This window comes from Microvirga solisilvae (assembly GCF_022808595.1).
GTDB classification, from domain to species: Bacteria; Pseudomonadota; Alphaproteobacteria; order Rhizobiales; family Beijerinckiaceae; genus Microvirga; species Microvirga solisilvae.
On sequence record NZ_JAKUCN010000003.1, the window covers coordinates 152,623 to 175,559 of the forward strand.

Genomic DNA, 22,937 nt, shown 5'->3' on the forward strand with positions numbered 1-22,937 from the left:
CTTAGAACCGCGCCTTCAGGGTTGCGGCGAAGGTGCGTCCCGATCCAGGAACGTCCGGGGCGACCTCGTATTGCTCATCGAACATGTTGAGGACGCTCAGGCCCACAAGCAACCTGCGATCCGGCGTTTCCCAGGTGAGCGCAGCATCCGCCGTCCAGTAATCGTCGAGCTCGCGTCCGGCGAGATTGCCGGTGAGATCACCCACGAAGGTGGCTGCCACTGTCAACTTGAGACGCGAAGGGTGAACGAAAGTCACGCCGGTCCGCGCGAAATTGCCTGCGATCAGCGGCACGTCCCTGCCGTCCGCCAATCCGGCAGTGACTTCAGCCGATTGTGTGCCGACAGTGCCGAAGACGCCGAAGCCATGGGTCAGCCAGAGATTGGCCGTTGCGGCAAAACGCTCGATGCGCGCCTTGTCGATGGGGATCGTGCCGAACGTGTTCGGCACGCCGATATCGAGGTTCTCCGCTTCCTGCCGCTGATATTCGAGCGCGGTGAACAGATAGGGCGACCATTCCGCATCCCAACGCAGGGCCAATGTGTCGACCTCGCCGCCGAGTGCCAGCGGCAGATTGTTGGGAACGAGACCCACGGTGGTCACAGGCGAGAGCGTAAAGGCCAACGGCATCAGGCCGTCGCTGCGATAGGCGGCCCGCAGCCAGTGGCCCTCGAACGGCGAGAAGCCGATGCCGACACGTGGTGAGACGGCATCGGTGTCGCCTGAATCCGTGTCCAGTGCGGTACGCTGGATGCCGGCTTGCGCTTCGAACCAATCGGACGGGCGCCAGTAGAGATCGGCATAGAGGCGGTTCGCGCTGAAATCGATGTCGGATTCCTCAGCGATGGGAGCGCTCGTTTGCTGGCCCGTTATGTCGAAGGTGTAGAGCCTGCCCGTCGTCCTGCTGAATGTGTTCCCGCGTTGCGCCTCGAAACCGTAACGCAGAGTGAAATCGCCGAAGCCGATGGTGTGCGCCAGAGCCGCCATGGCGCCTTCTGTGCGAATGCGCTTTCTCTGATTTCCCAAGAGAAGGCTGGTTGGAGTGAGAAGGCCGAAGGTTGAAGATTGAAGGTCGAGACCGCGCTGGCCGAAAACCGCTGCCGTCAGCACGTTTCTGTCGCTGAAGCTGTGGCTCCAGCCCGCGCCGCCGAGAACGGTGGTGGTGTCCTGCGTACCCGTGAACGCAGTCGTCGGCGTGTCGATGGTTGCGAGGCCCGGCTCGCTCTCCGAGGCTGCGCCGAACAGCACGAAGCGATCCGAGGCAGAAGGGGCCGCGCCGATGAAGAACGCGCCCCTGGTTTCGTCCTCGCGGTCGATGGAAGCGCCGCGGCCTGCTCGGGCTCGGCCTGCCGTCAGCGAGAAGGAAGTCGGCAACGGCTCGTTGGAATAGCCCTGAACAGTGCCTTCCGCTAGCCAACCCACATGGCCGTTGCGCGACAGTACGCCGCCGCCAATTTCGGCATCGAGGAAGGGGCGGCGGATCAGGTCGAGACGCCCGATGCGGCCTGAGACGGCGAGGGGATCGAAGAACAGGCCTTGGAGCGTGAGGTTGAGCGTCGTCAGATCCGCATCGACACCGGTTTCGATGGTGGAGACATCGGGCCGCGCGGTGAACAGGTTGGGACGCTCGACGACTGCCTGGTCGAAATAGCTCGCTGCATTGAACGGGTCGAACGTGCGGTCGCCATAAAAGCGCGACCACTCATTCAAGTTCAGGAAGCGATAGGCTTGCGCCGGATAGGAGCCGCCATCCTTGTTGACTGCAAGTCCTGCGAAATCGCCGCCACGGTCACGGTAACGCCGCAGAGTTTCACGTGCGGCGAGCACGGCCTGATCGGCCTGGTACTGATCGATAGCGATGGCCGTGCGGACGCTCGATACGACGGGATCGTTGGGATCGAGACGGTCGGCATTGTCGAGGGCCTGATCGGCCAGGTCCTCATCGCCATTCTGGTAATAGGCGATGGCGGCCATCAGCAGGCCCTGAGACAAGGCCGGATTGGCGGCGGAACCAGCAAGAATGGCCTCGATGGCCTTCACGGCTTCGCCCTTCTGCAGCAAGTAACGGCCACGCGCAATGTAGGCCACGTGGAAGCCGGGATCGAGCGCGAGCGCCTTGTCGATCAGAGCGCCAGCCTCTTCGACGCGGCTCTGGTCGAGAAGAATAATGGCGAGATTGGCGTAGGAGACCGGACTGCCGGGATCTTCAGCAATCGCGCGCCGCAGCGCTTCCTCTGCTGCGAGAGGCCGGTCGCGGTCGGATTCGAACAGGCCGAGGCTGTTCCAGATATTCGAGTTGCCCGGCGCGATAGCGGCAGCTTTCCGCAAGGATTCGACGGCGGCATTCACCTCGCCGTCGATGTCGCCGCGAATATTGCTGTCGGCAGAGATCACTTCCGGATCGTCAGGATCGATGGCTTTCGCACGGGCGATCGATGCGCGCATCTCCTCGCGCCGGTTGAGAGCGTAGGAGACCTGCGCCGACATCACGGCGATGCGTGCATCGTTTGGGAAGCGTTTCTCTGCGGCCTTGAGAACGTCAGCGGCGGCTTTCAGATCCTGCCGGAAAGCGACCACATAGGCATGGGCCAAAGCGGCGAGAGGATCGTTGGAGGAGAATTTCGGTTCCGCATAAACGCGCTTGGGATCGGCGAGCGATTGCGCGATGTAGCGTCCGTAAGAAGCGATCACGCGCCGCTTGGCATCGACGCCGCGCTCGGCTTTGCCGAAGAGGGCGGCAGCCTCGGACCAGCGGTGCTCCGATCCGAGCAGGGTTGCCTCCACAAGATCGGCCCGCGCGCGCTGCGTGGCGCTCAAACCCTTGGCGCGTGCTTCCGCCAGAGCCTGCGCTGCAACGTTGCGACCATCGAGAACGAGCGCTGTCTCGGCAAGGCTCAGCCAGTCCTCGGTGCTGCGCCGCTCGGGCGCAATGCTTGCGACTCTTACACGCTCGGCCCGCAGGGCAGGGCCCGTCAGCGGCGAGACCGGCATCGACGAGAAGGTATCGCGCAGGCTCATGTAGAAGAGCATCTGCTCGCGATCCTCGGAATTCGTGAGCACGAATTTCGTCGGCGCCTGACCGATGGATGCAACAGCGCCTTCGCCCTGGCGCACCGTCACGGAGCCCTGCGGGTTGCGTAGTTCCACCACGCCTTCGAGCACGACAAGAGAGGTTCGGCCTCCTTCGACGGACAGCGACCAATCGGTGCCGCGAATGGCGGCTACGGCCGCCGGCGTCTTCACATCGACACCGGTTCCTCCACGGGCAGCGCGGGCCCAGATGTTGCCGGCATCGAGATTGAGGTTCGTGGTGCCGCTGCCGCCGCCTGCGACGCCGTTCACGGTGAGCGTGGAATTGCGGCCGACGCGGATCTGGGTCTGGTCGGCAAAGAGGATCGCCAAATTGCCGATAGCGTTGGTGCGCAGCACGTCGCCGCCGATCACGTCCTGCCTGATTTCAGCCGCGCGCCAGAGATCCTCGCGGACGAAGCGCATTTCCTCGCCGCCCTTGGCGGCCACGATCGAGCCCACGGCCGGAATCTGTCGGGGGACGGGTGACTGGGCATGAGCCTCGCTGAGACAAAGCGCGAGGGTGCTTGCCGCCGCAAGAAGTTGGAGAGAACGCATGGCTACCGCAACAGACGTGATAACGTTACTTGACCCTGGGGAATCCGAGCTTAGCAGGAATGTTGCAGGATCAAAGCTGAATCAGTCGGGAGCAGCTGTGCTCTGGAGCACATGCCTCTTCCGTTGCGTAAACTCGGAGAGAATGCAGCCTTTGAAGAGGGTGACCGGTCAGGAGGAGCTGGTGCTCCGGGCCATGATCAGCTTCTGCTTCAGGTCGTGCTGGGCGAAAGGCTTCTGCAGGACGGGGCGGTCGCGGAAGGAATCGCGGATGCCGGCGCTGCCGTAGCCTGTCGAGAAAACAAAGGGAATGGAGCGCTGGGCCAGGGCTTCGGCCACCGGATAGATCGGCTCGCCGGCGACATTCACGTCGAGGATGGCGAGATCCACCTGCTCCTTGGAAACCGCGTCGAGCGCTGCGGAAAGGCGCGCGGCCGGGCCGATCACCTCGCAGCCGAAATCGAGCAGCATGTCTTCCAACAGCAGCGAGATTGCAGCCTCGTCTTCCACCACAAGGATGCGCAGGCCGTTCAAATCACCGTCGCTGGTCATGCCGTCAGTCACCGTTGCTCTTTCTCTTATAGAGAGACTCAGCCGCTTTCGTTGCTCTCTGACTAACTTATGTTAATCGACGCGCCCCGAAAACGACGTTGAGAATCAAAGTTCTATCATTCTTGCACCAAGGTGCAAAAGCCGATGGAAACCTTGCCAATCTCCCCGCCTTATAGCCTAGTTGATCTTAGAGCAGGCAATGCCAATTGCATAGGTCCCGAAGAGCTTGACTTTATTAGGTAAAGCGATGGGGAAATTCCGGTTATTCAAGGTTTTCATGCGACTCTTCGCCTTATGTCTCATTGGTATCATGTCTTGCGCGCCGCTCGCGGCTCAGGATGGACCACGGGTGGTGGTGGCTTCCAAGGCCGACACGGAAGGGGCGCTGCTTGGGAGCATGATTGCCCTGGTGCTGGAGCGGCAAGGCATTCCCGTCGACCGCAAGCTGCATTTCGGGCCGACTCAAAGGGTCCGCGAGGCCATTCTGGCAGGCGAAATCCATATCTATCCCGAATACACGGGAAACGGGGCGTTCTTCCACAATATGCCCGACGATCCGGCATGGAAGACGCCGGAAACCGCCTTCCAAACCGTCAGGCGATTGGATCACGAACGGCACAAGCTCGTGTGGCTCCCCCGGGCCCCGGCCAACAACACCTGGCTGATCGCCGTTAGGGGCGATGTGGCGCGGCGTCGGAATCTGATCACCATGGCGGATTTCGCGGAAGCGGTGAAACGCTCGGCCGATCTCAAGCTCGCCGCCTCCGCGGAATTCGTGGAGAGCCCTGCGGCTCTTCCGTCATTCGAACGGATCTATAACTTCCATTTCCCCCGCGACCGCATCGTCATTCAACCGGGGGGCGACACCATGAAGACCATGCGCGCCGCCGTGCGCAATATCGAAGGCGTAAACGCAGCGATGGTCTACGGGACGGACGGGGCCATCGCCACATTCGATCTCGTGGTGATGAAGGACATGAAGGGCGCGCAGATCGTCTATGAGCCCGCGCCCGTCATCCGCGCGGAGATTCTGCAGCGCTACCCCAAGATCACCCAAGCGCTTGCTCCGGTTTTTGCCTCCCTCACGACGGCAAAACTCCAATCCCTCAACGCGGAGATCGTCGTCGAGGAGAAAACCCCGCAAGACGTGGCCCGGCGCTATCTCGACACGTTGGGTAAAGCAGCGCCGGGTCCAAGAACCTCGCCTTGAGATGGGCCCGGCTTGAAGGGTCTTGCGAAAGGCGTCCTTTCTCCTGAATAATCGAGCCATGTTCAGTCGAAGGGTTCCGGCGTCTCTCCGTGCTTGTCCGCAACGGGTCTGGGATGACGCTGCAAGAAAGTGCAGTCATGCCTAGGCGGAAGGCCAAAGCGCCGGTTCTCATCGTCCTGCATCAGGAGCATTCGACGCCCGGCCGGGTCGGGCGTCTGCTCGCGGAACGCGGACACCGGCTCGACATACGCCGTCCCCGTTTCGGCGATCCTCTGCCCGAGACCCTGAGCGAGCATGCCGGCGCCGTGATCTTCGGCGGTCCGATGAGCGCCAACGATCCCGACGATTTCATCAAGACGGAGATCGACTGGATCGGCGTGCCCCTGAAGGAGAACAAGCCCTTCCTCGGATTATGCCTGGGCGCTCAGATGCTCGCGAAGCATATGGGAGCAGGTGTCTGGCAGCATCCGGAAGGCCGCGCCGAGATCGGCTATTATCCCCTGGTCCCGACGGAAGCCGGTATGCGCCTGAGCGAGGCCTGGGACATGCCTTGGCCCAGCCATGTCTATCATTGGCATCGCGAAGGATTCGATTGCCCGTCCGGAGCGGAAACGCTTGCCATGGGCGACGATTTTCCGACCCAAGCGATTCAGGTCGGCGTCAAGGCCTTCGGCCTGCAGTTTCACCCCGAAGTCACCCACGCCATGATGTGCCGCTGGACCGTGGTGGCAGAAGAACGTCTCTCCATGCCGGGCGCCCAGGACCGCATCCGCCAGATCGACGGGCGCTTTCAGTACGATCCGCATGTGTCGCTCTGGATCAACCGTTTTCTCGATCACTGGCTCGATGAGAGAGCGAACGCCTGATGACCGATCCTGTTCTCACGACGGAGCGCTTGCGGCTTTATCCCTGGGAGGAAGACGATTTCCCCTTGCTCGCCGAATTGCACGGCGACCCTGAAGTGCAGCACTTCCTCGAAGCCGGAGAACCAATTTGGGATGAGGCGATTCTTCGAGATAAGCTCGCCAGGTTTCGCGCCGATTATGCTGCCTATGGCTGGTCGAAGTTCAAGATCTTCGACATGCAGGGACGGTTCGTTGGCCGGGCCGGCTTCGGTCTTCATGGTGACACTGACGAACTCGAACTCGGCTACAGCCTTAAGCGCGATTTCTGGGGGCAGGGCTATGCCACGGAAGTGGCCGGCGCCCTGCTTCAATGGATCTACCGGACGACATCCCGCGATCACGTGATCGGGTTTGCAGTCGCCGATCACAAGGCTTCACGCCGCGTGCTCGAGAAAGTCGGCATGAAGCTCACGGATGCGCGCGATCTCAACGGCATCCCCAACGCCTTCTACCGGCACGACCGGCCTCGATCCTGATCAGGTCGCATCGAATTCGAACGGCGAGACGCCGCGCTTCATCTCGTCCACGATCAGGGCATGCATCATGGGCGGTGCGGCGCGCTGCGGGCAGGCGACGCGCTCGCACAGGCGGCAATTGATGCCGATGGGCGTGGCGTCCGCAGCGGCGAGATCGAGACCGCGCGCATAGACGAGACGATGCGCGTATTTCAGTTCGCAGCCGAGGCCCACCACGAATTGCGGATCCGGCATGCCCCAGGGATTGAACGCGCGCTTCACCGCGCGCGCCATGGAGAACCAGCGCGAGCTGTCGGGCAATTCGACGATCTGCGTCACCACCTGTCCGGGCATCTTGAAGGTCGAATGCAGGTTCCAGAGCGGGCAAGTGCCGCCGAATTGCGAAAACGGAAAACGGCCTGATGAAAAGCGCTTCGACACGTTGCCTGCCGCATCCACACGCACGAGGAAGAACGGGATGCCGCGTGCGCCGGGCCGGGCCAGGGTGGTGAGGCGGTGCGCCACCTGCTCGAAGCTCGCGCCGAAGCGCGCGCCGAGCACTTCCACATCATAGCCGAGGGCTTCGGCCGCCGCGTGGAACTTGCCGTAGGGCATCATCAGCGCGCCGGCGAAATAATTGCCGAAAGACACGCGCAGCAATCGCCGCGCGGGCCCGTCCGTCGGCTCGAGTTTGAGGGCAAGCGCATCGATGGTCGCGCGCATCTCGGCGAAGGCAAGCTGATAGGCGGCCTGGAAGGTCCGGCCGGACGGATCGACCAGTTCCGAGATGAGGAGTTGGCGGCGGTGGTGATCGTAGCGCCGCAAATTATCCGACATCACGTCGATGGGCATGACGCGCACGCGGATGCCATGCTTGGAGCGCAGCCGCTCCGCAATCGCGAAGAAAGGCTCGTGACCCGTGACGGCGAGATCCGAGGCAAGCGTCTCGGCGGCCTCGTCGAGTTCCGGAAAATGGTTCTTCGCCTCGTGGATCAGTTCGCGCACCCGGTCCACCGGATTGACCTGCGGCGCATCCTCCGCGCGGTCGCGGTCATTCAGATTCGGCGTCATCGCCTCGCGCGCGCCGCGCATGGCCTGATAGGCGCGGTAAAGGCGGTTGACCGCATCCACGAGGGACGGCGCGTGCTCGATGGTTTCGCGCAGCTCGATGCGGGAGACAGGTGCGCTGCGAAAGAGCGGATCGGCGAAGATTTCCTCCAGCTCCGACGCGGTGCGCTCGTGGTCGTCATTGGCGAATTCGCGCGGGTCGAGGGAATAGGCATGGGCGAGACGGATCAGCACCTGGGCCGTGATCGGGCGCTGGTTGCGCTCCATCAGGTTCAGGTAGCTGGGCGAGAGCCCGAGTTCCTCGGCCATACGAGCTTGGCTCAGGTTCAGGTCCCGGCGCAGGCGCTTGAGGCGGGGGCCGACGAAGAGTTTTCTGCTCTCATCCATTTTGTAAATCTTTTTACAAGTTTACTCGCTAGTTCGTGTCGGCAATTTACAAGGCCACTTTTCTTTTGAAATCAGCCATTGAAACAAAGGCTTCTTCTGGAATTATACCCTTCAGATGCTCTGCCGATCTTATGAGTTTGTGGGTTTGGAAGAGCTTTTGTCAACGGATGTAAAATCAGCAAAAAGGGGCATAGCCCCTGGATCGGCAAGGAGAACGGCCATGCAACAATCGCGATTCTGGGTGGTGGGCGGCGAGTACACGTCTTGCGAGTGCGAAACCATCGTGAAGGGAACCGAGCGGGTGGTCGGCCCCTTCGAGAGCCGTACGGAAGCCGAGCGTACCTGGCGCACGCTGTCCGAGGATCACCGCCCGCAGGCCCAGGTGCGCTTCACCATCGCGCAGGAGCCCCCGGCGGTTCTGACGGCCTGAACCGAATTTTTCCGAATTCATCATCGTCCATCGCCGGAATGCCCCGGCGGTGGGCGATTGCGTTTCAGCACGAAGTTTTTATGCGGGTGAACAGGACTCAGAGGCGCAGCCCTCTGCCTAAATCCGTGTCGTGACCTAGAATGAGTCTGTCTCTCGTTCGATCACGCTGAGGAACAAGCATGAAGCCCGCTTTGAAAACCGTTGTCGTTGCCCTGGGCCTGGGTCTGGCGGCCCTGAGCCCCGCTAAAGCCGATGTGGTGGTTTCCTCGAAGATCGACACGGAAGGATCGGTCCTGGGGAACATGATTCTCCTGACCCTGGAGGCCAACGGCATCAAAACGCAGGACCGCATCCAGCTCGGCGCGACCCCGGTGGTGCGCAAGGCGATCACGGCGGGCGAGATCGACATCTATCCCGAATATACCGGTAATGCCGGCTTCTTCTTCAACAAGGCGGACGATGCGGTCTGGAAGGACGCGGCCAAGGGTTTCGAGACCGCCAAGAAGCTGGATTACGACGCCAACAAGATCGTCTGGCTCGATCCGGCTCCCGCCAACAACACCTGGGCCATCGCGCTGCGTCGCGACGTGACCGAGGCCAACAAGCTCAAGACCCTGTCCGATTTCGGCAAATGGGTGTCCGGCGGCGGGCAGGTTAAACTCGCGGCTTCCGCCGAATTCGTGAATTCGGATGCGGCTCTTCCCTCCTTCCAGAAAGTCTACGGCTTCACCATGAAGCCCGAACAGCTCATCGTGCTGTCCGGTGGCGATACGGCGGCCACCATCAAGGCGGCGGCCGAGCAGACCAGCGGTGCGAATGCCGCGATGGTCTACGGCACCGATGGCGGCATCGCGCCTTCGGGTCTCGTAGTGCTGGAGGATGACAAGGGCGTGCAGCCGGTTTATGCGCCCGCGCCGATCATTCGCGAATCCGTGTTGAAGGAAAATCCGAAGATCGCCGAGGTCCTGAAGCCCGTCTTCGCCTCGCTCGATCTCACAACTCTTCAGAAGCTGAATGCACGTGTGCAGGTGGGCGGTGAGGCTGCAAAGGCGGTTGCGAGCGACTATCTGAAGTCCAAAGGGTTTCTTAAATAAGGCGTAAGGCTTCTCTCGCGAAACAGGCGGCGGGACGGCCAAGACAAAGGTTCAACGTGAGTTCCGCAAAATCAAGGACGAGTGTGCTGGGCGTGGTTCCTCCACGCCCCATGCTTTCTCTCGACCGGCTCGGCACCGTGATCGCCATTCTCATCGGCGTCGCGCTCTTTGCCGCTCCTTTCGCTACCTATCGCGCAACCCGCATCGCGTCAGGACAGTCGCGCCTGCTGATCGAGGCGCTGCCTTTCACCATGAGTGCCGTCGTCGCGATCGTGGCGCTGGCCGTTGCGGCGGGGGCCGCAATCGTGCGCGATCCGTTGGGGCGTTTGGGCTCCGCCGTGATCGGCCTTGCCGTACTTTTACCTTCCCTCGGCTTGTCCGCCGGGTATCTCACGCCTGCGGACAACACTTTCGCGCGCGTCTCGCCGTCTACGGGCTTCTGGCTTCTGACGGCGGCCTTCTCGATTCTCGCCATCGATGCGCTGGCGCGCATGAGACTCGGCCCTTATGGAAGGCTCGCCGCCCTGGCTGTCGGCATCAGCGCCGTGGCCTTGCTGTTGTTTTCGGGGATCTGGAACGAGCTCTCGATTCTTAAAGAATATCACACGCGCGCCGACACGTTCTGGCGTGAGGCGAGACAGCATCTCGTGTTGGCCTTCGGCTCCATGGCGGTAGCGTGCCTTTTGGGAATTCCCATCGGTATTGCCGGCCATCGATTCAGAACGTTGCGCATCGCGATGCTGCAAGGTTTGGGGATCGTGCAGACGATTCCGAGCATTGCCCTGTTCGGCCTGCTCATGGCGCCGCTCGGAGCCCTTGCCGCCAGCGTGCCGCTTGCTGCGGCTCTCGGCATCAAGGGCATCGGCGCTGCTCCAGCGTTCATCGCTCTCGTTCTTTATGCGCTGCTTCCCATCGTGGCGAATACGATTGCCGGACTGAGCCAGGTGCCTGCTTCCGTCGTGGATGCCGCGCGCGGAATGGGCCTCTCGGAGCGCCAGCGTCTCCTGGAAGTCGAGATGCCTCTGGCATTGCCGGTGATCCTTGCGGGCATCCGGATCGTATCAGTACAAAATCTCGGCCTTGCGACGGTGGCGGCGCTCATCGGAGGAGGGGGATTGGGCACTTTCGTCTTCCAGGGCATCGGCCAGACAGCCATCGACCTTGTGCTGCTCGGCGCCCTTCCCACCGTCGGTCTTTCATTCGTGGCCTCCATCGTTCTCGATGCGCTGGTCGACATCGCCAAGGGAGCGCTCGCATGATCGAGATCGAACATCTCACCAAGCGCTACGGCACCAACACCGTGGTGGAAGACGTATCTTTCGAGGTTGAGGAAGGCACGCTTACCGTCGTCGTCGGCACGTCGGGCGCGGGCAAGTCGACCCTGCTCCGCATGATCAATCGTCTCGTCGAGCCCACATCGGGCCGGGTACTCATCGACGGCGAGGATACGCGCAGGATCCCGGAGGATACCCTCAGGCACCGCATCGGTTATGTGATCCAGGGTTATGGCCTGTTCCCCCATCGCAACGTGGCCGACAACATCGCCACGGTGCCGCGCCTGCTCGGATGGGACCGTAAGCGCATCGCGCAGCGCGTCGAGGAATTGCTCGATCTCTTCCAGCTCGACCCGGCGGAGTTCGCGCGAAAATTTCCGCATGAATTGTCCGGCGGCCAGCAGCAGCGCGTGGGTGTGGCGCGCGCGCTGGCAGCGCGGCCTGCGCTTCTTTTGATGGATGAGCCGTTCGGCGCTCTCGATGCCGTGATCCGCGCAAAAGCCCAGGACGATCTTCTCGCCATCCAAAGACGCCTGGGCACGACCATCATGCTCGTCACCCACGACATGAACGAGGCCTTTCATCTCGGCGACCGCATCGCCGTCATGGATCAGGCGCGTCTTCTGCAATATGCCTCGCCCGCCGAATTACTGATGCATCCGGCGGATGATTTCGTGGAGCGCCTCGTGGGAACGGCGGAGCGCCCCTTCCGTCTCCTCTCGCTTGCGAAGGTGCAGGAGGCCGTCGAGCCGGGCGCTGCCGAAGGCGAGCCGATTGCCGTGTCGGACAGTCTCCACGATGCGCTCTCGCGCCTCATGTGGACCGGTCACAGGGCGCTGCCTGTGGCGGATGCCAAGGGTGCGATCATCGGCAGGGTCAGTGTGGACGGCATTCTGGAGCATGGGCGGTCACTCCCATGAAGCTCTCCTCGCTCATCCGGTTGACGGCTCTGATCCTGCTCGTGGCCTTCATCGTCATGCCGCATGCTTTCGCGTTCGTGTTCGAGCCCCTGACCGTCAATCGCGCGCCTGCCATCTATAACCAGGGCAGTCTTCTGACCCTGACCCTGCAGCACCTGCGAACAGTGGTTCTCGCGACACTTGCCAGCACGGTCATCGCGGTCGCGCTCGGCATCTTCGTCACGCGCCCGTCAGGGACAGAGTTCCTGCCGCTCTCACGCAGCCTCGTGAATATCGGGCAGACCTTCCCACCCATCGCGGTGCTCGCCATCGCCGTGCCTCTCGTGGGTTTCGGCGAGAAGCCCACCTTCATCGCGTTGTTTCTCTATGGCCTTTTGCCGATTTTCGAAAATACCCTCACAGGCCTGACGCAGGTTTCGCCGCAAACGCTGGAAGCGGCACGCGGCATGGGGATGAACGATCGCCAGCGCCTGTTCCAGGTGGAATTGCCTTTGGCCTTTCCTTTGATTCTCGCCGGCATTCGCCTGTCGGTCATCATCAGCCTCGGCACCGCCACCATCGGATCGACGGTGGCGGCAAAAGGGCTCGGCGAGGTGATCATCGCAGGATTGCAGTCGAACAACATCGCTTTCGTTCTGCAGGGCGGGTTGGTGGTTGCATTGCTGGCGGTTCTGATCCACGACGGGCTGGGCTTGATCGAACGGCTCGCGGCGCGAAAGCTCGGCCGATCTCTGGATGAGGTGTCATGACGCTGCTCGAGCGGTTGAAAACGGAAACCCGGCCCGCCCACGATCGCATCGAGACCGCAATGGATCTCGAACGCCGCATCGCCGCCCGCGACGGCTACAAGGATTTGCTGATCCGCTTCTACGGCTTCCACAGCGCCTGGGAAAAAGCGGCCGGAGCCATCGCGCCTGACAAGACGTTCTTCGAGAGCCGGTGCAAGACGAAACTCCTGGTGAAAGATCTTGTGACTCTGGGCCTGTCGGAAGAAGAGATCATTCGATTGCCGCAATGCGACCCTCTCATGCCCTTGCCGTCGCCCTCCGCGGTGCTCGGCAGCATGTATGTGGTCGAGGGAGCCACCTTGGGCGGCGCGATCATCGCGCGCGAAGTGGAGCGGAAGCTGGGCTTCGATGAACAGACGGGCTGTGCCTATTTCAAAAGCTACGGGCGTGAGACGGCTATGATGTGGAAGCAGTTCGGCGCAAGGCTTCTGGAGGTGTCGTCTCCCGATACCGATGACGAAATCGTGAGCACGGCACAGAAAACCTTCGACGTGATGCACGATTGGCTATGTGAGATTCCATGAGCAGCCAAGAACCGCAAGAAATCGACCTCACTGCCTGCGAGCGGGAGCCCATCCACATCCCCGGCAGCATCCAGCCCCATGGCGTGCTGTTCGCTCTGTCGCGCACGGACATGACGGTGACCCATGCGACTGCGAACATTGCTTCCGTTTTCGGAATCGATCCGCCCTCGCTGCTTGGAAAGCCCTTTCATGAGGCATTGCCGAACATCGCCGCCGTTCTTGCGGAAGATGTGACCGAGCCGATGCCCTCCGGTACGGCCCGCTTCATCCGGACGGTTCTTCTGAAGACGGCGAACGGAGAAATCGCTTTCGATGCGGTGGTCTCCCATTCCGACGGCCATGTGGTTCTCGAACTCGAAATGGTGCCGGAAGACACGATCTCCAGCATCGACGCGCTCTATCCGACTCTCCGACGCTTCGTGGAAGAGCTGCATGGCGCTTCCACCGTGGATCGGCTCTGCCAATTGGCGGCCGCGGATATCCGCCGCATGACCGGGTTCGACCGGGTGCTCATCTACCGCTTCGACGAGCAGTGGAACGGAACCGTGATTGCGGAGGACCGGAACGACGCGCTGCCGTCCTATCTCGATTTGCGCTTCCCGGCATCCGACATTCCGGCCCAGGCGCGCGAGCTTTACCGCCGCAACCGCCTGCGCATCATCCCGGATGCGGCCTACATTCCGGTGCCGATCCAGTCGCATGATCCCGCACCGCTCGACTTAAGCGACTCGGTTCTGCGCAGCGTGTCGCCGGTCCATCTCGAATACATGCGCAACATGGGAACGCCCGCTTCCATGTCGATCTCGATCCTGCGGGACGGCGCGCTTTGGGGGCTCATTTCCTGCCATAACAGCGTGCCGAAGCGCGTCTCGCTGCCGGTGCGCAGTGCCTGCGACTTCCTCACCCAGATCTTCTCGCTTCAGCTTGAAGCGCGGGAAAATACGACGCTGGCGGAAAATCGCGTTCGTCTGCGCGCCGTTCAGGCCCGTCTTCTCGCCTACATGGCGGGCGAGAATTTCTTTATCGACGGTCTCGTGAACAATCCTGACGATCTTATGCGGCTCGCGGGAGCCCAAGGCGTCGCCATCGTCACGGAGGATCATTGCTGGTGCCTGGGCGAAACGCCCGGCGAACGGCAGGTCAAGGCGCTCTATGCCTGGCTCTCCGAGCATCATCCGGAAGATGTGTTCGTCACCGACCGGCTCGCCGAGACCTTTCCGCAGGCGCAAGCCTATGTGGACAAGGCCAGCGGGCTCCTCTCCATCTCCATTTCCAAGATGCGGTCGAGCTACATACTCTGGTTCCGCCCCGAGATCGTGCAGACCGTGAAATGGGGTGGCAATCCCGAAAAACCCGTTCGGGAGGAGGCCGGCGCCACGCGGCTTCATCCGCGGTTGTCATTCGAGATCTGGAAGGAGACGGTAAGTGGCCGCTCGCTGGCGTGGGACAGAAGCGAGATCGAGGCGGTCAAGGAATTGCGCAACGCCGTCGTCGGCATCGTTCTGCGCCGGGCGGAGGAGCTGGCGGCTCTCGCCGATGAGCTGCGCCGCTCGAACAAGGAGCTGGAAGCTTTCTCTTATTCCGTCTCGCACGACCTGCGGGCACCCTTCCGGCATATCGTGGGTTATTCGGAACTCCTGAAGAAGCAGGAATGGTCCGATCTGTCCGAGCGTGGCAAACGGTACATCGATACCATCATCGAATCGGCCTATACGGCGGGAACTCTCGTCGACAACTTGCTCCGCTTTTCCCAGATGGGACGGACGGCTCTCAAGCCCCGAGCCGTCGATACGGCTGAGCTTGTCGAGGGAGTTCGCCGGAATCTGATTATGCATGTGGGCGACCAGAAGATCGAATGGAGCATTGGGAACCTGCCGCCCATCGTTGCCGATCCAGTGCTGATTCGGCTTGTTTTTGAGAATCTTTTGGATAATGCCGTCAAATATTCCCGAACTCGGGATACATCTCATATCGAAGTGGGTTCTTATCGGGATAACGGGGATGTCGTGTTTTTCGTGCGCGACAACGGTGTCGGCTTCGATATGAAATACGTCGACAAGCTGTTCGGCGTTTTCCAGCGCCTGCACAGGATCGAGGATTTCGAGGGAACCGGAATCGGTCTGGCCAATGTTCGCCGCATTGTCGAGAGACACGGAGGGCGCAGTTGGGCCGAAGGCCAGCCGAATAAGGGGGCAACCTTCTATATTGCCCTGCCTGAGAGTGAAGGAGCGGCGTGAATGCCGGATTTGAAGCCGATCCTGTTGGTTGAGGACAACCCCAAGGATCTTGAACTGACCCTGGCCGCCTTGGAGCAGAGCCAGTTGGCCAATGAAGTCGTCGTGGTGCGCGACGGCGAGGAGGCGCTCGATTTCCTCCATCGACGTGGGGCTCATGAAAGCCGCAACACGAGCGATCCCGCCGTGGTTCTGCTCGACCTGAAGCTGCCCAAGATCGACGGTCTCGAGGTGCTGGAAAAGGTGAAGGCCAATCCGGATCTGAGACAGACTCCTGTGGTGATGCTCACCTCCTCGCGAGAGGAAAGCGACCTGATCCGCAGCTATGAGCTCGGCGTGAATGCCTTCGTGGTGAAGCCGGTGGGCTTCCGTGAATTCTTCGATGCGATCCAGGATCTCGGCGTATTCTGGGCTATCCTCAACGAGCCGCCGCCGCGGCGGGCCGACAGCTAGGTGCAATCATGGACAGGGCGCCCGCTCTCCAGTCCAGCCGAACGCTCCGCATCCTCCTTCTGGAGGACAGCGCGCTCGATGCCGAGCTGGTGACGGAGACCCTGTCGGCGGCAGGATTGCGGGCCGATATAGAGCGGGTCGACCTGGAGCAGGACTTTTCCCAAGCACTGGGCAGCGGCACGTGGGACCTCGTGCTCGCCGATTACCTCCTTCCAGGCTTCGATGGCTTGAATGCTTTGAAGCTGGTGCGCGAGCGCCGCCCGGAATTACCCTTCGTCTTTGTGTCCGGAGCGCTCGGCGAGGAGGTCGCCGTCGAAGCGCTTAAGCGCGGCGCGACGGATTACGTGATCAAGGACAAGCTGAATCGGCTGCCCGCGACGGTGCTGCGCGCCTTGGCCGAGGCCGGCGAGCGCACCGAGAAGCGCCAAGCCCAGGATGCGCTGCAGAAACTCCTCGACGAGCGGACAGCGCTTCTGCATGAACTCGATCATCGGGTGAAAAATAATCTGCAGCTTCTTCTCTCTCTCACTGGTATCGAAATCCGCCATGCGGAAGACGAGGCGACCACACGCGTGCTGGAGCGCATGCGCGAGCGCCTCCAGGCTCTCGGCGCGGCGCATCGCGATCTTTATGACGGAAACGGCTCATCCCGGTTCGACGTGAGCCGCTTTGCCCGCGAACTTTGCGAAGAGTTGGCGGCCGCGCGGCCCGACATGGCAATCATGCCCGAATTCGATGTCGAGGACATCGAGGTCGAGGCGGCCAAGGCGGCGCCCATGGCGCTGCTGTTCAATGAGCTTATCGTCAATACCCTGACCCATGCCTACAAGGAGCGTCACGGCAAGCTGAAGCTCGGCATGCGCGTGCGCGACAACCAGCTGCTCTTCCAGATTTCCGACGATGCCTTCAGCCCGCAAGAGAAACGTGCGGCGCAGGAAGGCGCCTCAGGAACGATTCTGAAAGGTTTGGCGCGACAGCTCGATGCGAGTGTCGAGTGGCCGAGCGATGCACCTGAGGTTCTGGTGCGTGTCCTCATGCCGGTTCATGAAGTCGGCTGACATGAGCGGACAGGATCATCTCTCACCTAAAAAACCGATTCTGCCGATCGGCTCTCGCACATCCTTGCGTCAGGTGCTGTGGGGCCTGGTATTCGCATTGACCCTGCCCGCTGTTTTGATCGCGGCAATCGGCTTCTATTCTGGCTATCGTGCCGAGCGGGAGGGGATGGATCAACGTCTTCAGGAAACCACGCGCGCGCTCAGCCTCTCTCTCGACCGCGAGATCGAGAAGAGCGAGATGGCTTTACATGTCCTCGCATTATCTCCTTACATCGCCAGCAGCGATTTCGGCGCTTTCCACCAACAGGCACGAGAGGTGGGGCTTGCCAGCCCCTCCTGGGTTGCCCTGATCGAGCCGGACGGCAAAATCCGCCTCAACACGCGCGTGCCTTATGGCGAACCCTTGTCCGACAGCACACGCCGCACCGCTCTGGCGAAGGTGCTGGAAACGCGCAAGGCCCAATTGTCGGATCTTTACATCGGGCCGGCGACGGGTCAGACGTTGATCACCCTGGACGTACCCGTCATCATCGGTGAGAAAGTCGCCTATATTCTCTCGGCCGCCATTGGCACCGAAGTCTTCCAGCGCCTCATTGCAGACCAGCGCATCGCCGCGGATTGGAACGCGGCCGTGCTCGACCGCAGCGGCCGCATCGTCGCGCGCTCCCGCTCTCCCGAGCGGTATGTAGGCCAGCTTGCAAGTCCTGTCGTGCGGGATGCGATCAGCACTTCCACGGAAGGCAATATGCAGAGCGTGACGCTCGACAATGTCCCCGTACGCACCTACTTCAGCAAATCGTCGGCCTATGGCTGGACCTTTGTGCTGAGCGTGCCTGACACGGAGATTTTTGCCTCGCTTCAACGCTCTCTGTTCTGGCTCGTGATCATGGTCGGCTGCATCCTGATCGGCGTTGCGCTTGCCGCCATTCTCTCACGCCTCGTCGCCCGCCCTGTCGATCAGCTCGTGGCCGCGGCCCATGCGCTTGGCGCGGGACAGTCGGTGACAGGCGCAACAACGCGTGTGCTGGAGTTCGACACGATCCAGAAGGCTGTTGCAGAGGCAGCTTCCGACATCCGCAAGCAGGCACAGGAGCGGGAAGTGGTGCTTGCCGGCATCGCCGAAAGCGAGGCGCGCTTGCGTCTGGCTTTGAGCGCGGGTGATCTCGGCTCCTGGGAATACACGCCGTCGAAGGGCGAGTTCATCACCTCGGTCATGTGCCGCGCCAATTTCGGCCGCAGGCCGGACGAACCGTTTTCTTACGAAGACCTGCTTGCCGCCATTCACCCGGACGATCGCCAGCGACAGGCTGAGGCCGTCGCCCGAGCCATCGAGAACCGATCCACGCTTCATGTGGAATATCGCGCGATTTGGCCCGACCACAGCGAGCATTGGATCCGCATCAGCGGTCGCGTGCGTGGAGGCAAGGACGGTTCTCTCTCGTTGGTCGGTGTTTCTCAAGATATTACGGCGCGACGTTTGGCGGATGAACGCCAGGGGCTTTTGCTGCACGAGCTCAATCACCGTGTGAAGAACACTCTGGCCACCGTGCAATCGGTCGCCGCCATGACGCGCCGCTCCGCCCAGGATGGGGATCTCCTCGCGTGGGATGCTTTCCTCGGAAGGTTGCAGGGTCTCTCGAAGACGCACGATCTTCTCACTGCCACCCAATGGCAGGGCGCATTGCTCGAAGATGTGCTCAAGAACGAGCTCGAACCCTATCAGGATGCCATGCGCCAGCGCATCCGTCTGCGTGGTCCCCAGATCAACCTGCAGCCGAGCGCGGTTCTGGCCTTGGGTCTTGCCATTCACGAACTGGCCACCAATGCCTCGAAATACGGAAGCCTCACGGTGCCGGAAGGCAAGGTCAATATAATGTGGGCAGTCACACCTTCTCTCAACCCGCCCATTCTGATCGTGGAATGGGTCGAGAGCGGCGGTCCGAGTGTTTCGCCACCCAAGCGCCAGGGCTTCGGCACGAAACTCATTCAGCGTGGTCTCGCACAGCAGCTCGGCGGTGAGATCAAGCTCGCTTTCGAGCCTGAAGGCATTCGCTGCGTCATCACCTTCCCGATCAAGAACGTGATGGTGGATGGCGAGGTGGAGGAAGAGGACAAGAGGCGGGCTGCATCCTGAAACCCCCATCCCGCGGGATCAGGGCCTTGACACGGCATTCCGGCATCTGATGGTAACAAGGTGTTTTATTTCATCCGGATGCTTCCATGATGGCAGTGCGAGACAAACTCGAAATGATCCTGGCGCGGCTGGCTGCGCGGGAGGATGACGAGCGGGTTTTCACGAAGCTCTATCCCGCAGCGGCGCGGGCCGCCGCCGATGCCGCCGACGCGCGTCAGCGCGCAGGCGTGTCGTTGGGGCCGCTCGACGGGTCGCTCGTCTCCATCAAAGACCTGTTCGACGTGGCCGGCGAACCGACGACGGCTGGCTCCTTCGTGCTGCGTGATGCGCCTCCCGCCGAGCGGGATGCCGCCATCGTGCGCCGTTTGCGACAAGCCGGAGCCGTGATCATCGGCAAAACCGGCATGGTGGAGTTCGCTTTCTCGGGGCTCGGTCTCAACCCGCATTACGGTACACCCGGCAATGCGATTGATCCATTGCGCATTCCAGGAGGTTCTTCCTCCGGCGCGGGTGTCTCGGTGGCGGAGGGTACGTCCGAGATTTCCATCGGCAGCGATACGGGAGGATCAGTGCGCATTCCCGCCGCGCTCAACGGCGTCGTGGGCTTTAAACCGACCGCGCGGCGCGTGCCGCTGGAAGGTGCCTTTCCTCTATCGCCGAGCCTCGATTCCATCGGCCCTCTCGCGCGTTCCGTGCAGGATTGCGCCGCCGCCGATGCAATCATGGCGGGCGAGGAGCCTTACTCGCTCGAACCTTGCCCGTTGTCGGGATTGCGGATCGGTATTCCGCGCGGGCGCCTCTTTACGCGCACCGAGGCAATGGTGGAGGAGGCCTTCGAGCGCGCCTTGAGCCTCCTTTCTCAGGCGGGCGCGACCATCGTCGATCACTCCATCGACGATCTTCTGCTCACCATGCGGGAGACCACCGCGGCGGCCTCCATCGCTTCCATCGAAGCGGCGGAGGTTCATGCGGATTGGCTCGAGAGCCGTGCGGGGGAGATCGATCCGCGTGTTCATTACTGGCTTGCCCGCAGCAGCGCCGTTCCGGCTCATGTTTACCTGCGCATGATGCGTCATCGTCGCGCTCTCGCGAACGCCATGGATCAGCGTCTCGCCGCCCTCGACGTGGTGGCACTGCCGGCGACAGCGATCACCGCGCCGCTAATGGCGCCGCTCGAAGCCGACGAGGATCTCTACAACGAGACGGACGCGCTGATCCTGCGCAACACGCAGGTGGCGAACCAGTTCGATCTCACATCCCTGTCGCTGCCCTTGCCCGGCTGCGAGCGCCCTGTCGGTTTCATGCTGATGGCGCGGCATGGCATGGATCGCCGCCTTCTCAGCATCGCGGCAAGCATGGAGCAGGAATTCCTGCGCTGACCAGCGGCACGATCCAGGAGAAGGAACGTTCTTCTTCTCTGGATAGGGAACGGAATCGAAAGTGATGCGGAGGCTTTATCTTTCCCTCGGCTATGCAAGCCTTGCGCTCGGCATTTTGGGAATTGTGCTGCCGGTTCTGCCGACAACACCCTTCGTCATCCTGGCCGCCTGGTGCTTCACCCGTTCGAACCCGGCCCTTGCCGCGTGGCTCTACGATCACCCCCGTTTCGGAACGCTGCTGACCACATGGCGCGACCAGCGCGCTATTTCTCCCCGCACCAAGGTCTACGCGCTTCTGGTCATGGCGGCGTCCTATGCCGTCGCGGTCTGGCTGTCCTCAAGCCCTTATCTGCCGCTCATTCTGGCTGTGGTCATGGGCAGTGTCGGCCTTTACATCGCCACCCGCCCGACACCTCGGCCGTAAGGTCGATGCGATCTTGGACGGCGATTCTGTAAGGACTTTACAGTTTGGGAGATCGAGGTTGCTGGCCCTTATGATTCCAGTTTGAGGGATCTGCTTTTCCTAGTCTAAACCATAGACTTAAGATGTATCTCCTTTTCGCTTTCAGGCATCAAGAAGCGCGGAGACGCAGAATTTCCAATGAAATCAAAGGCAAGGCAGATTGCAGAATCTGTCAATAATTTACAGCTTAACACAGCACAGCTTGTAAGGCTTCACACCTGAACCTTAACTCGCCTTACCTGCCCTGAACGGGCCCGCTACTTCCTCGTTCAACCTGTTCAAAAACGAGGAATACGAACGTGGCTTATCAAGATCAGATCACACAGGCTCAGCGCATCATCGAAACTGCCAAGACCTGGGACGGCATCAATGCCGAGTCCGTGGCGCGCATGCGTTTGCAGAACCGCTTCCAGAGTGGCCTCGACATCGCGCGCTACACCGCGAAGATCATGCGCGAGGACATGGCGGCCTATGATGCGGATCCTGCCAAGTACACGCAGTCGCTCGGTTGCTGGCACGGCTTCATCGGCCAGCAGAAGATGATCTCGATCAAGAAACATTTCGGCTCCACCAAGCGCCGTTATCTCTATCTCTCCGGTTGGATGGTGGCCGCGCTTCGCTCCGAATTCGGTCCGTTGCCCGACCAGTCCATGCACGAGAAGACCAGTGTTCCTGCACTGATCGAGGAACTCTACACCTTCCTGCGCCAGGCGGATGCCCGGGAACTCGGCATGCTGTTCCGCGATCTTGATGCCACCCGCCAAGACGGCAATCAGGTCAAGGAAAAGGAAATCCTCAACGCCATCGACAATTACCAGACGCACATCGTTCCGATCATCGCGGATATCGATGCGGGATTCGGCAATGCGGAGGCCACCTACCTGCTCGCCAAGAAGATGATCGAGGCGGGTGCCTGCTGCATCCAGATCGAGAACCAGGTGTCGGACGAGAAGCAGTGCGGCCATCAGGACGGCAAGGTCACCGTTCCGCACGAGGACTTCCTCGCCAAGATCCGCGCCGTGCGCTACGCCTTCCTCGAGCTCGGCGTCGATGATGGCCTCATCGTGGCGCGCACCGACTCTCTGGGCGCGGGCCTCACCAAGCAGATCGCCATCAGCCGCGAGCCCGGCGATATCGGCGATCTCTACAACAGCTTCCTCGATTGCGAGGAAATCACGCCCGAGAATTGCGTCAACGGCGATGTGGTGCTCAACCGCAACGGCAAACTCCTGCGTCCGAAGCGTCTCGCGAGCAACCTGTTCCAGTTCCGTCCCGGCACAGGCGCGGACCGCTGCGTGCTCGACTGCATCACGGCGCTTCAGAACGGCGCCGATCTTCTCTGGATCGAAACCGAAAAGCCGCATATCGAGCAGATCGCCGGCATGGTCGACCGCGTCCGCGAGGTCTTCCCGAACGCGAAGCTCGTCTACAACAACTCGCCGTCCTTCAATTGGACCCTCAACTTCCGCCAGCAGGTCTATGATGCATGGGAGAAAGCAGGAAAGGACGTGTCCTCATATGATCGCGCGAAACTCATGAGCGTGGACTACGACAGCACGGATCTCGCGCAGGAAGCCGACGAGCGCATCCGCACCTTCCAGGCGGACGGCGCCAAGCGCGCGGGCATCTTCCACCACCTCATCACCCTGCCGACCTATCACACGGCGGCTCTCTCCACGGACAACCTCGCCAAGGAGTATTTCGGCGAGCAGGGCATGCTGGGCTATGTCCGCAACGTGCAGCGCCAGGAAATCCGCCAGGGCATCGCCTGCGTGAAGCACCAGAACATGGCCGGATCCGACATCGGCGACGACCACAAGGAATACTTCTCGGGCGAAGCCGCGCTCAAGGCCGGCGGTGCGCACAACACGATGAATCAGTTCGCGGCTTGATAAACGCAAGGGCAAGACATTCCTGTCTTGCCCTTCGATCAAAGAAAAGGCGGGTCGCAGCATTGCGACCCGCCTTTTCACTTTGCTGAATGTGT

The 22,937-nt window shown here is 61.5% G+C and carries 19 protein-coding genes; 16 read left to right on the forward strand and 3 right to left on the reverse strand.

Translation table 11 applies throughout. The annotated features are described in order from the left end of the window. Position 1: 1 nt before the first annotated feature. A complete protein-coding gene (locus MJ639_RS08015; protein ID WP_243370120.1) occupies positions 2-3,625 on the reverse strand; it encodes a FecR domain-containing protein in 3,624 nt (1,207 codons plus the stop codon). A gap of 168 nt (positions 3,626-3,793) precedes the next feature. Further along, positions 3,794-4,174, reverse strand: a complete 381-nt coding sequence (locus MJ639_RS08020; RefSeq protein WP_243370888.1) for a response regulator — start codon at positions 4,172-4,174, stop codon at positions 3,794-3,796. Positions 4,175-4,484: 310 nt separating this feature from the next. On the opposite strand from MJ639_RS08020, the gene MJ639_RS08025 reads away from it, so the two are divergent. The 3 genes from MJ639_RS08025 (at position 4,485) to MJ639_RS08035 (ending at position 6,765) form a co-directional block, all read left to right on the forward strand. Next, complete coding sequence (locus tag MJ639_RS08025) at positions 4,485-5,384, forward strand: ABC transporter substrate-binding protein (RefSeq protein WP_243370122.1); 900 nt, start codon at positions 4,485-4,487, stop codon at positions 5,382-5,384. 137 nt (positions 5,385-5,521) lie between these two features. Further along, complete coding sequence (locus MJ639_RS08030) at positions 5,522-6,250, forward strand: glutamine amidotransferase (protein ID WP_243370124.1); 729 nt, start codon at positions 5,522-5,524, stop codon at positions 6,248-6,250. After that, positions 6,250-6,765: a GNAT family N-acetyltransferase gene (locus MJ639_RS08035; RefSeq protein WP_243370126.1), complete on the forward strand. Its 516-nt coding sequence runs from the start codon at positions 6,250-6,252 to the stop codon at positions 6,763-6,765. Before MJ639_RS08030 ends, MJ639_RS08035 begins: the two co-directional genes overlap by 1 nt. Here MJ639_RS08035 and MJ639_RS08040 read toward each other — a convergent pair whose 3' ends face one another. After that, positions 6,766-8,199, reverse strand: a complete 1,434-nt coding sequence (locus MJ639_RS08040) for a helix-turn-helix domain-containing protein (protein ID WP_243370128.1) — start codon at positions 8,197-8,199, stop codon at positions 6,766-6,768. It lies immediately after the preceding gene. 220 nt (positions 8,200-8,419) lie between these two features. Here MJ639_RS08040 and MJ639_RS08045 point away from each other — a divergent pair, with 220 nt between their 5' ends. From MJ639_RS08045 to MJ639_RS08105, 13 genes are all read left to right on the forward strand, one after another. Next, positions 8,420-8,629 (forward strand): DUF4170 domain-containing protein, encoded by a 210-nt coding sequence (locus MJ639_RS08045; RefSeq protein WP_243370130.1) that lies wholly within the window; start codon positions 8,420-8,422, stop codon positions 8,627-8,629. 179 nt (positions 8,630-8,808) lie between these two features. Beyond that, positions 8,809-9,723 carry a glycine betaine ABC transporter substrate-binding protein OsmF gene (osmF, locus tag MJ639_RS08050; protein ID WP_243370132.1) on the forward strand — a complete coding sequence of 305 codons (915 nt, stop codon included), beginning with the start codon at positions 8,809-8,811 and terminating at the stop codon, positions 9,721-9,723. Positions 9,724-9,815: 92 nt separating this feature from the next. Continuing rightward, positions 9,816-10,982, forward strand: a complete 1,167-nt coding sequence (locus MJ639_RS08055) for an ABC transporter permease (RefSeq protein ID WP_341482637.1) — start codon at positions 9,816-9,818, stop codon at positions 10,980-10,982. Then, a complete protein-coding gene (locus MJ639_RS08060) occupies positions 10,979-11,917 on the forward strand; it encodes an ABC transporter ATP-binding protein (protein WP_243370134.1) in 939 nt (312 codons plus the stop codon). The genes MJ639_RS08055 and MJ639_RS08060 overlap by 4 nt, the downstream gene beginning before the upstream one ends. After that, complete coding sequence (locus MJ639_RS08065) at positions 11,914-12,666, forward strand: ABC transporter permease (RefSeq protein ID WP_243370136.1); 753 nt, start codon at positions 11,914-11,916, stop codon at positions 12,664-12,666. Before MJ639_RS08060 ends, MJ639_RS08065 begins: the two co-directional genes overlap by 4 nt. Beyond that, on the forward strand, positions 12,663-13,229 hold the full coding sequence (locus tag MJ639_RS08070; RefSeq protein ID WP_243370138.1) for a biliverdin-producing heme oxygenase: 567 nt from the start codon (positions 12,663-12,665) through the stop codon (positions 13,227-13,229). Before MJ639_RS08065 ends, MJ639_RS08070 begins: the two co-directional genes overlap by 4 nt. Further along, the gene (locus tag MJ639_RS08075; protein ID WP_243370146.1) at positions 13,226-15,466 is read left to right on the forward strand and encodes an ATP-binding protein; all 2,241 of its coding nucleotides are present in this window, start codon (positions 13,226-13,228) and stop codon (positions 15,464-15,466) included. Before MJ639_RS08070 ends, MJ639_RS08075 begins: the two co-directional genes overlap by 4 nt. Continuing rightward, the gene (locus tag MJ639_RS08080; RefSeq protein WP_243370148.1) at positions 15,467-15,916 is read left to right on the forward strand and encodes a response regulator; all 450 of its coding nucleotides are present in this window, start codon (positions 15,467-15,469) and stop codon (positions 15,914-15,916) included. An 8-nt stretch (positions 15,917-15,924) separates the two neighbouring features. After that, positions 15,925-16,974 carry a sensor histidine kinase gene (locus MJ639_RS08085; protein ID WP_243370151.1) on the forward strand — a complete coding sequence of 350 codons (1,050 nt, stop codon included), beginning with the start codon at positions 15,925-15,927 and terminating at the stop codon, positions 16,972-16,974. A gap of 1 nt (position 16,975) precedes the next feature. Continuing rightward, positions 16,976-19,108 (forward strand): sensor histidine kinase, encoded by a 2,133-nt coding sequence (locus MJ639_RS08090; RefSeq protein WP_243370153.1) that lies wholly within the window; start codon positions 16,976-16,978, stop codon positions 19,106-19,108. 86 nt (positions 19,109-19,194) lie between these two features. Continuing rightward, positions 19,195-20,487 (forward strand): amidase, encoded by a 1,293-nt coding sequence (locus MJ639_RS08095; RefSeq protein ID WP_243370156.1) that lies wholly within the window; start codon positions 19,195-19,197, stop codon positions 20,485-20,487. Positions 20,488-20,551: 64 nt separating this feature from the next. Then, a complete protein-coding gene (locus MJ639_RS08100) occupies positions 20,552-20,911 on the forward strand; it encodes a YbaN family protein (protein ID WP_243370158.1) in 360 nt (119 codons plus the stop codon). Positions 20,912-21,249: 338 nt separating this feature from the next. Further along, the gene (locus tag MJ639_RS08105) at positions 21,250-22,842 is read left to right on the forward strand and encodes an isocitrate lyase (protein ID WP_243370160.1); all 1,593 of its coding nucleotides are present in this window, start codon (positions 21,250-21,252) and stop codon (positions 22,840-22,842) included. Positions 22,843-22,937 lie beyond the last annotated feature (95 nt).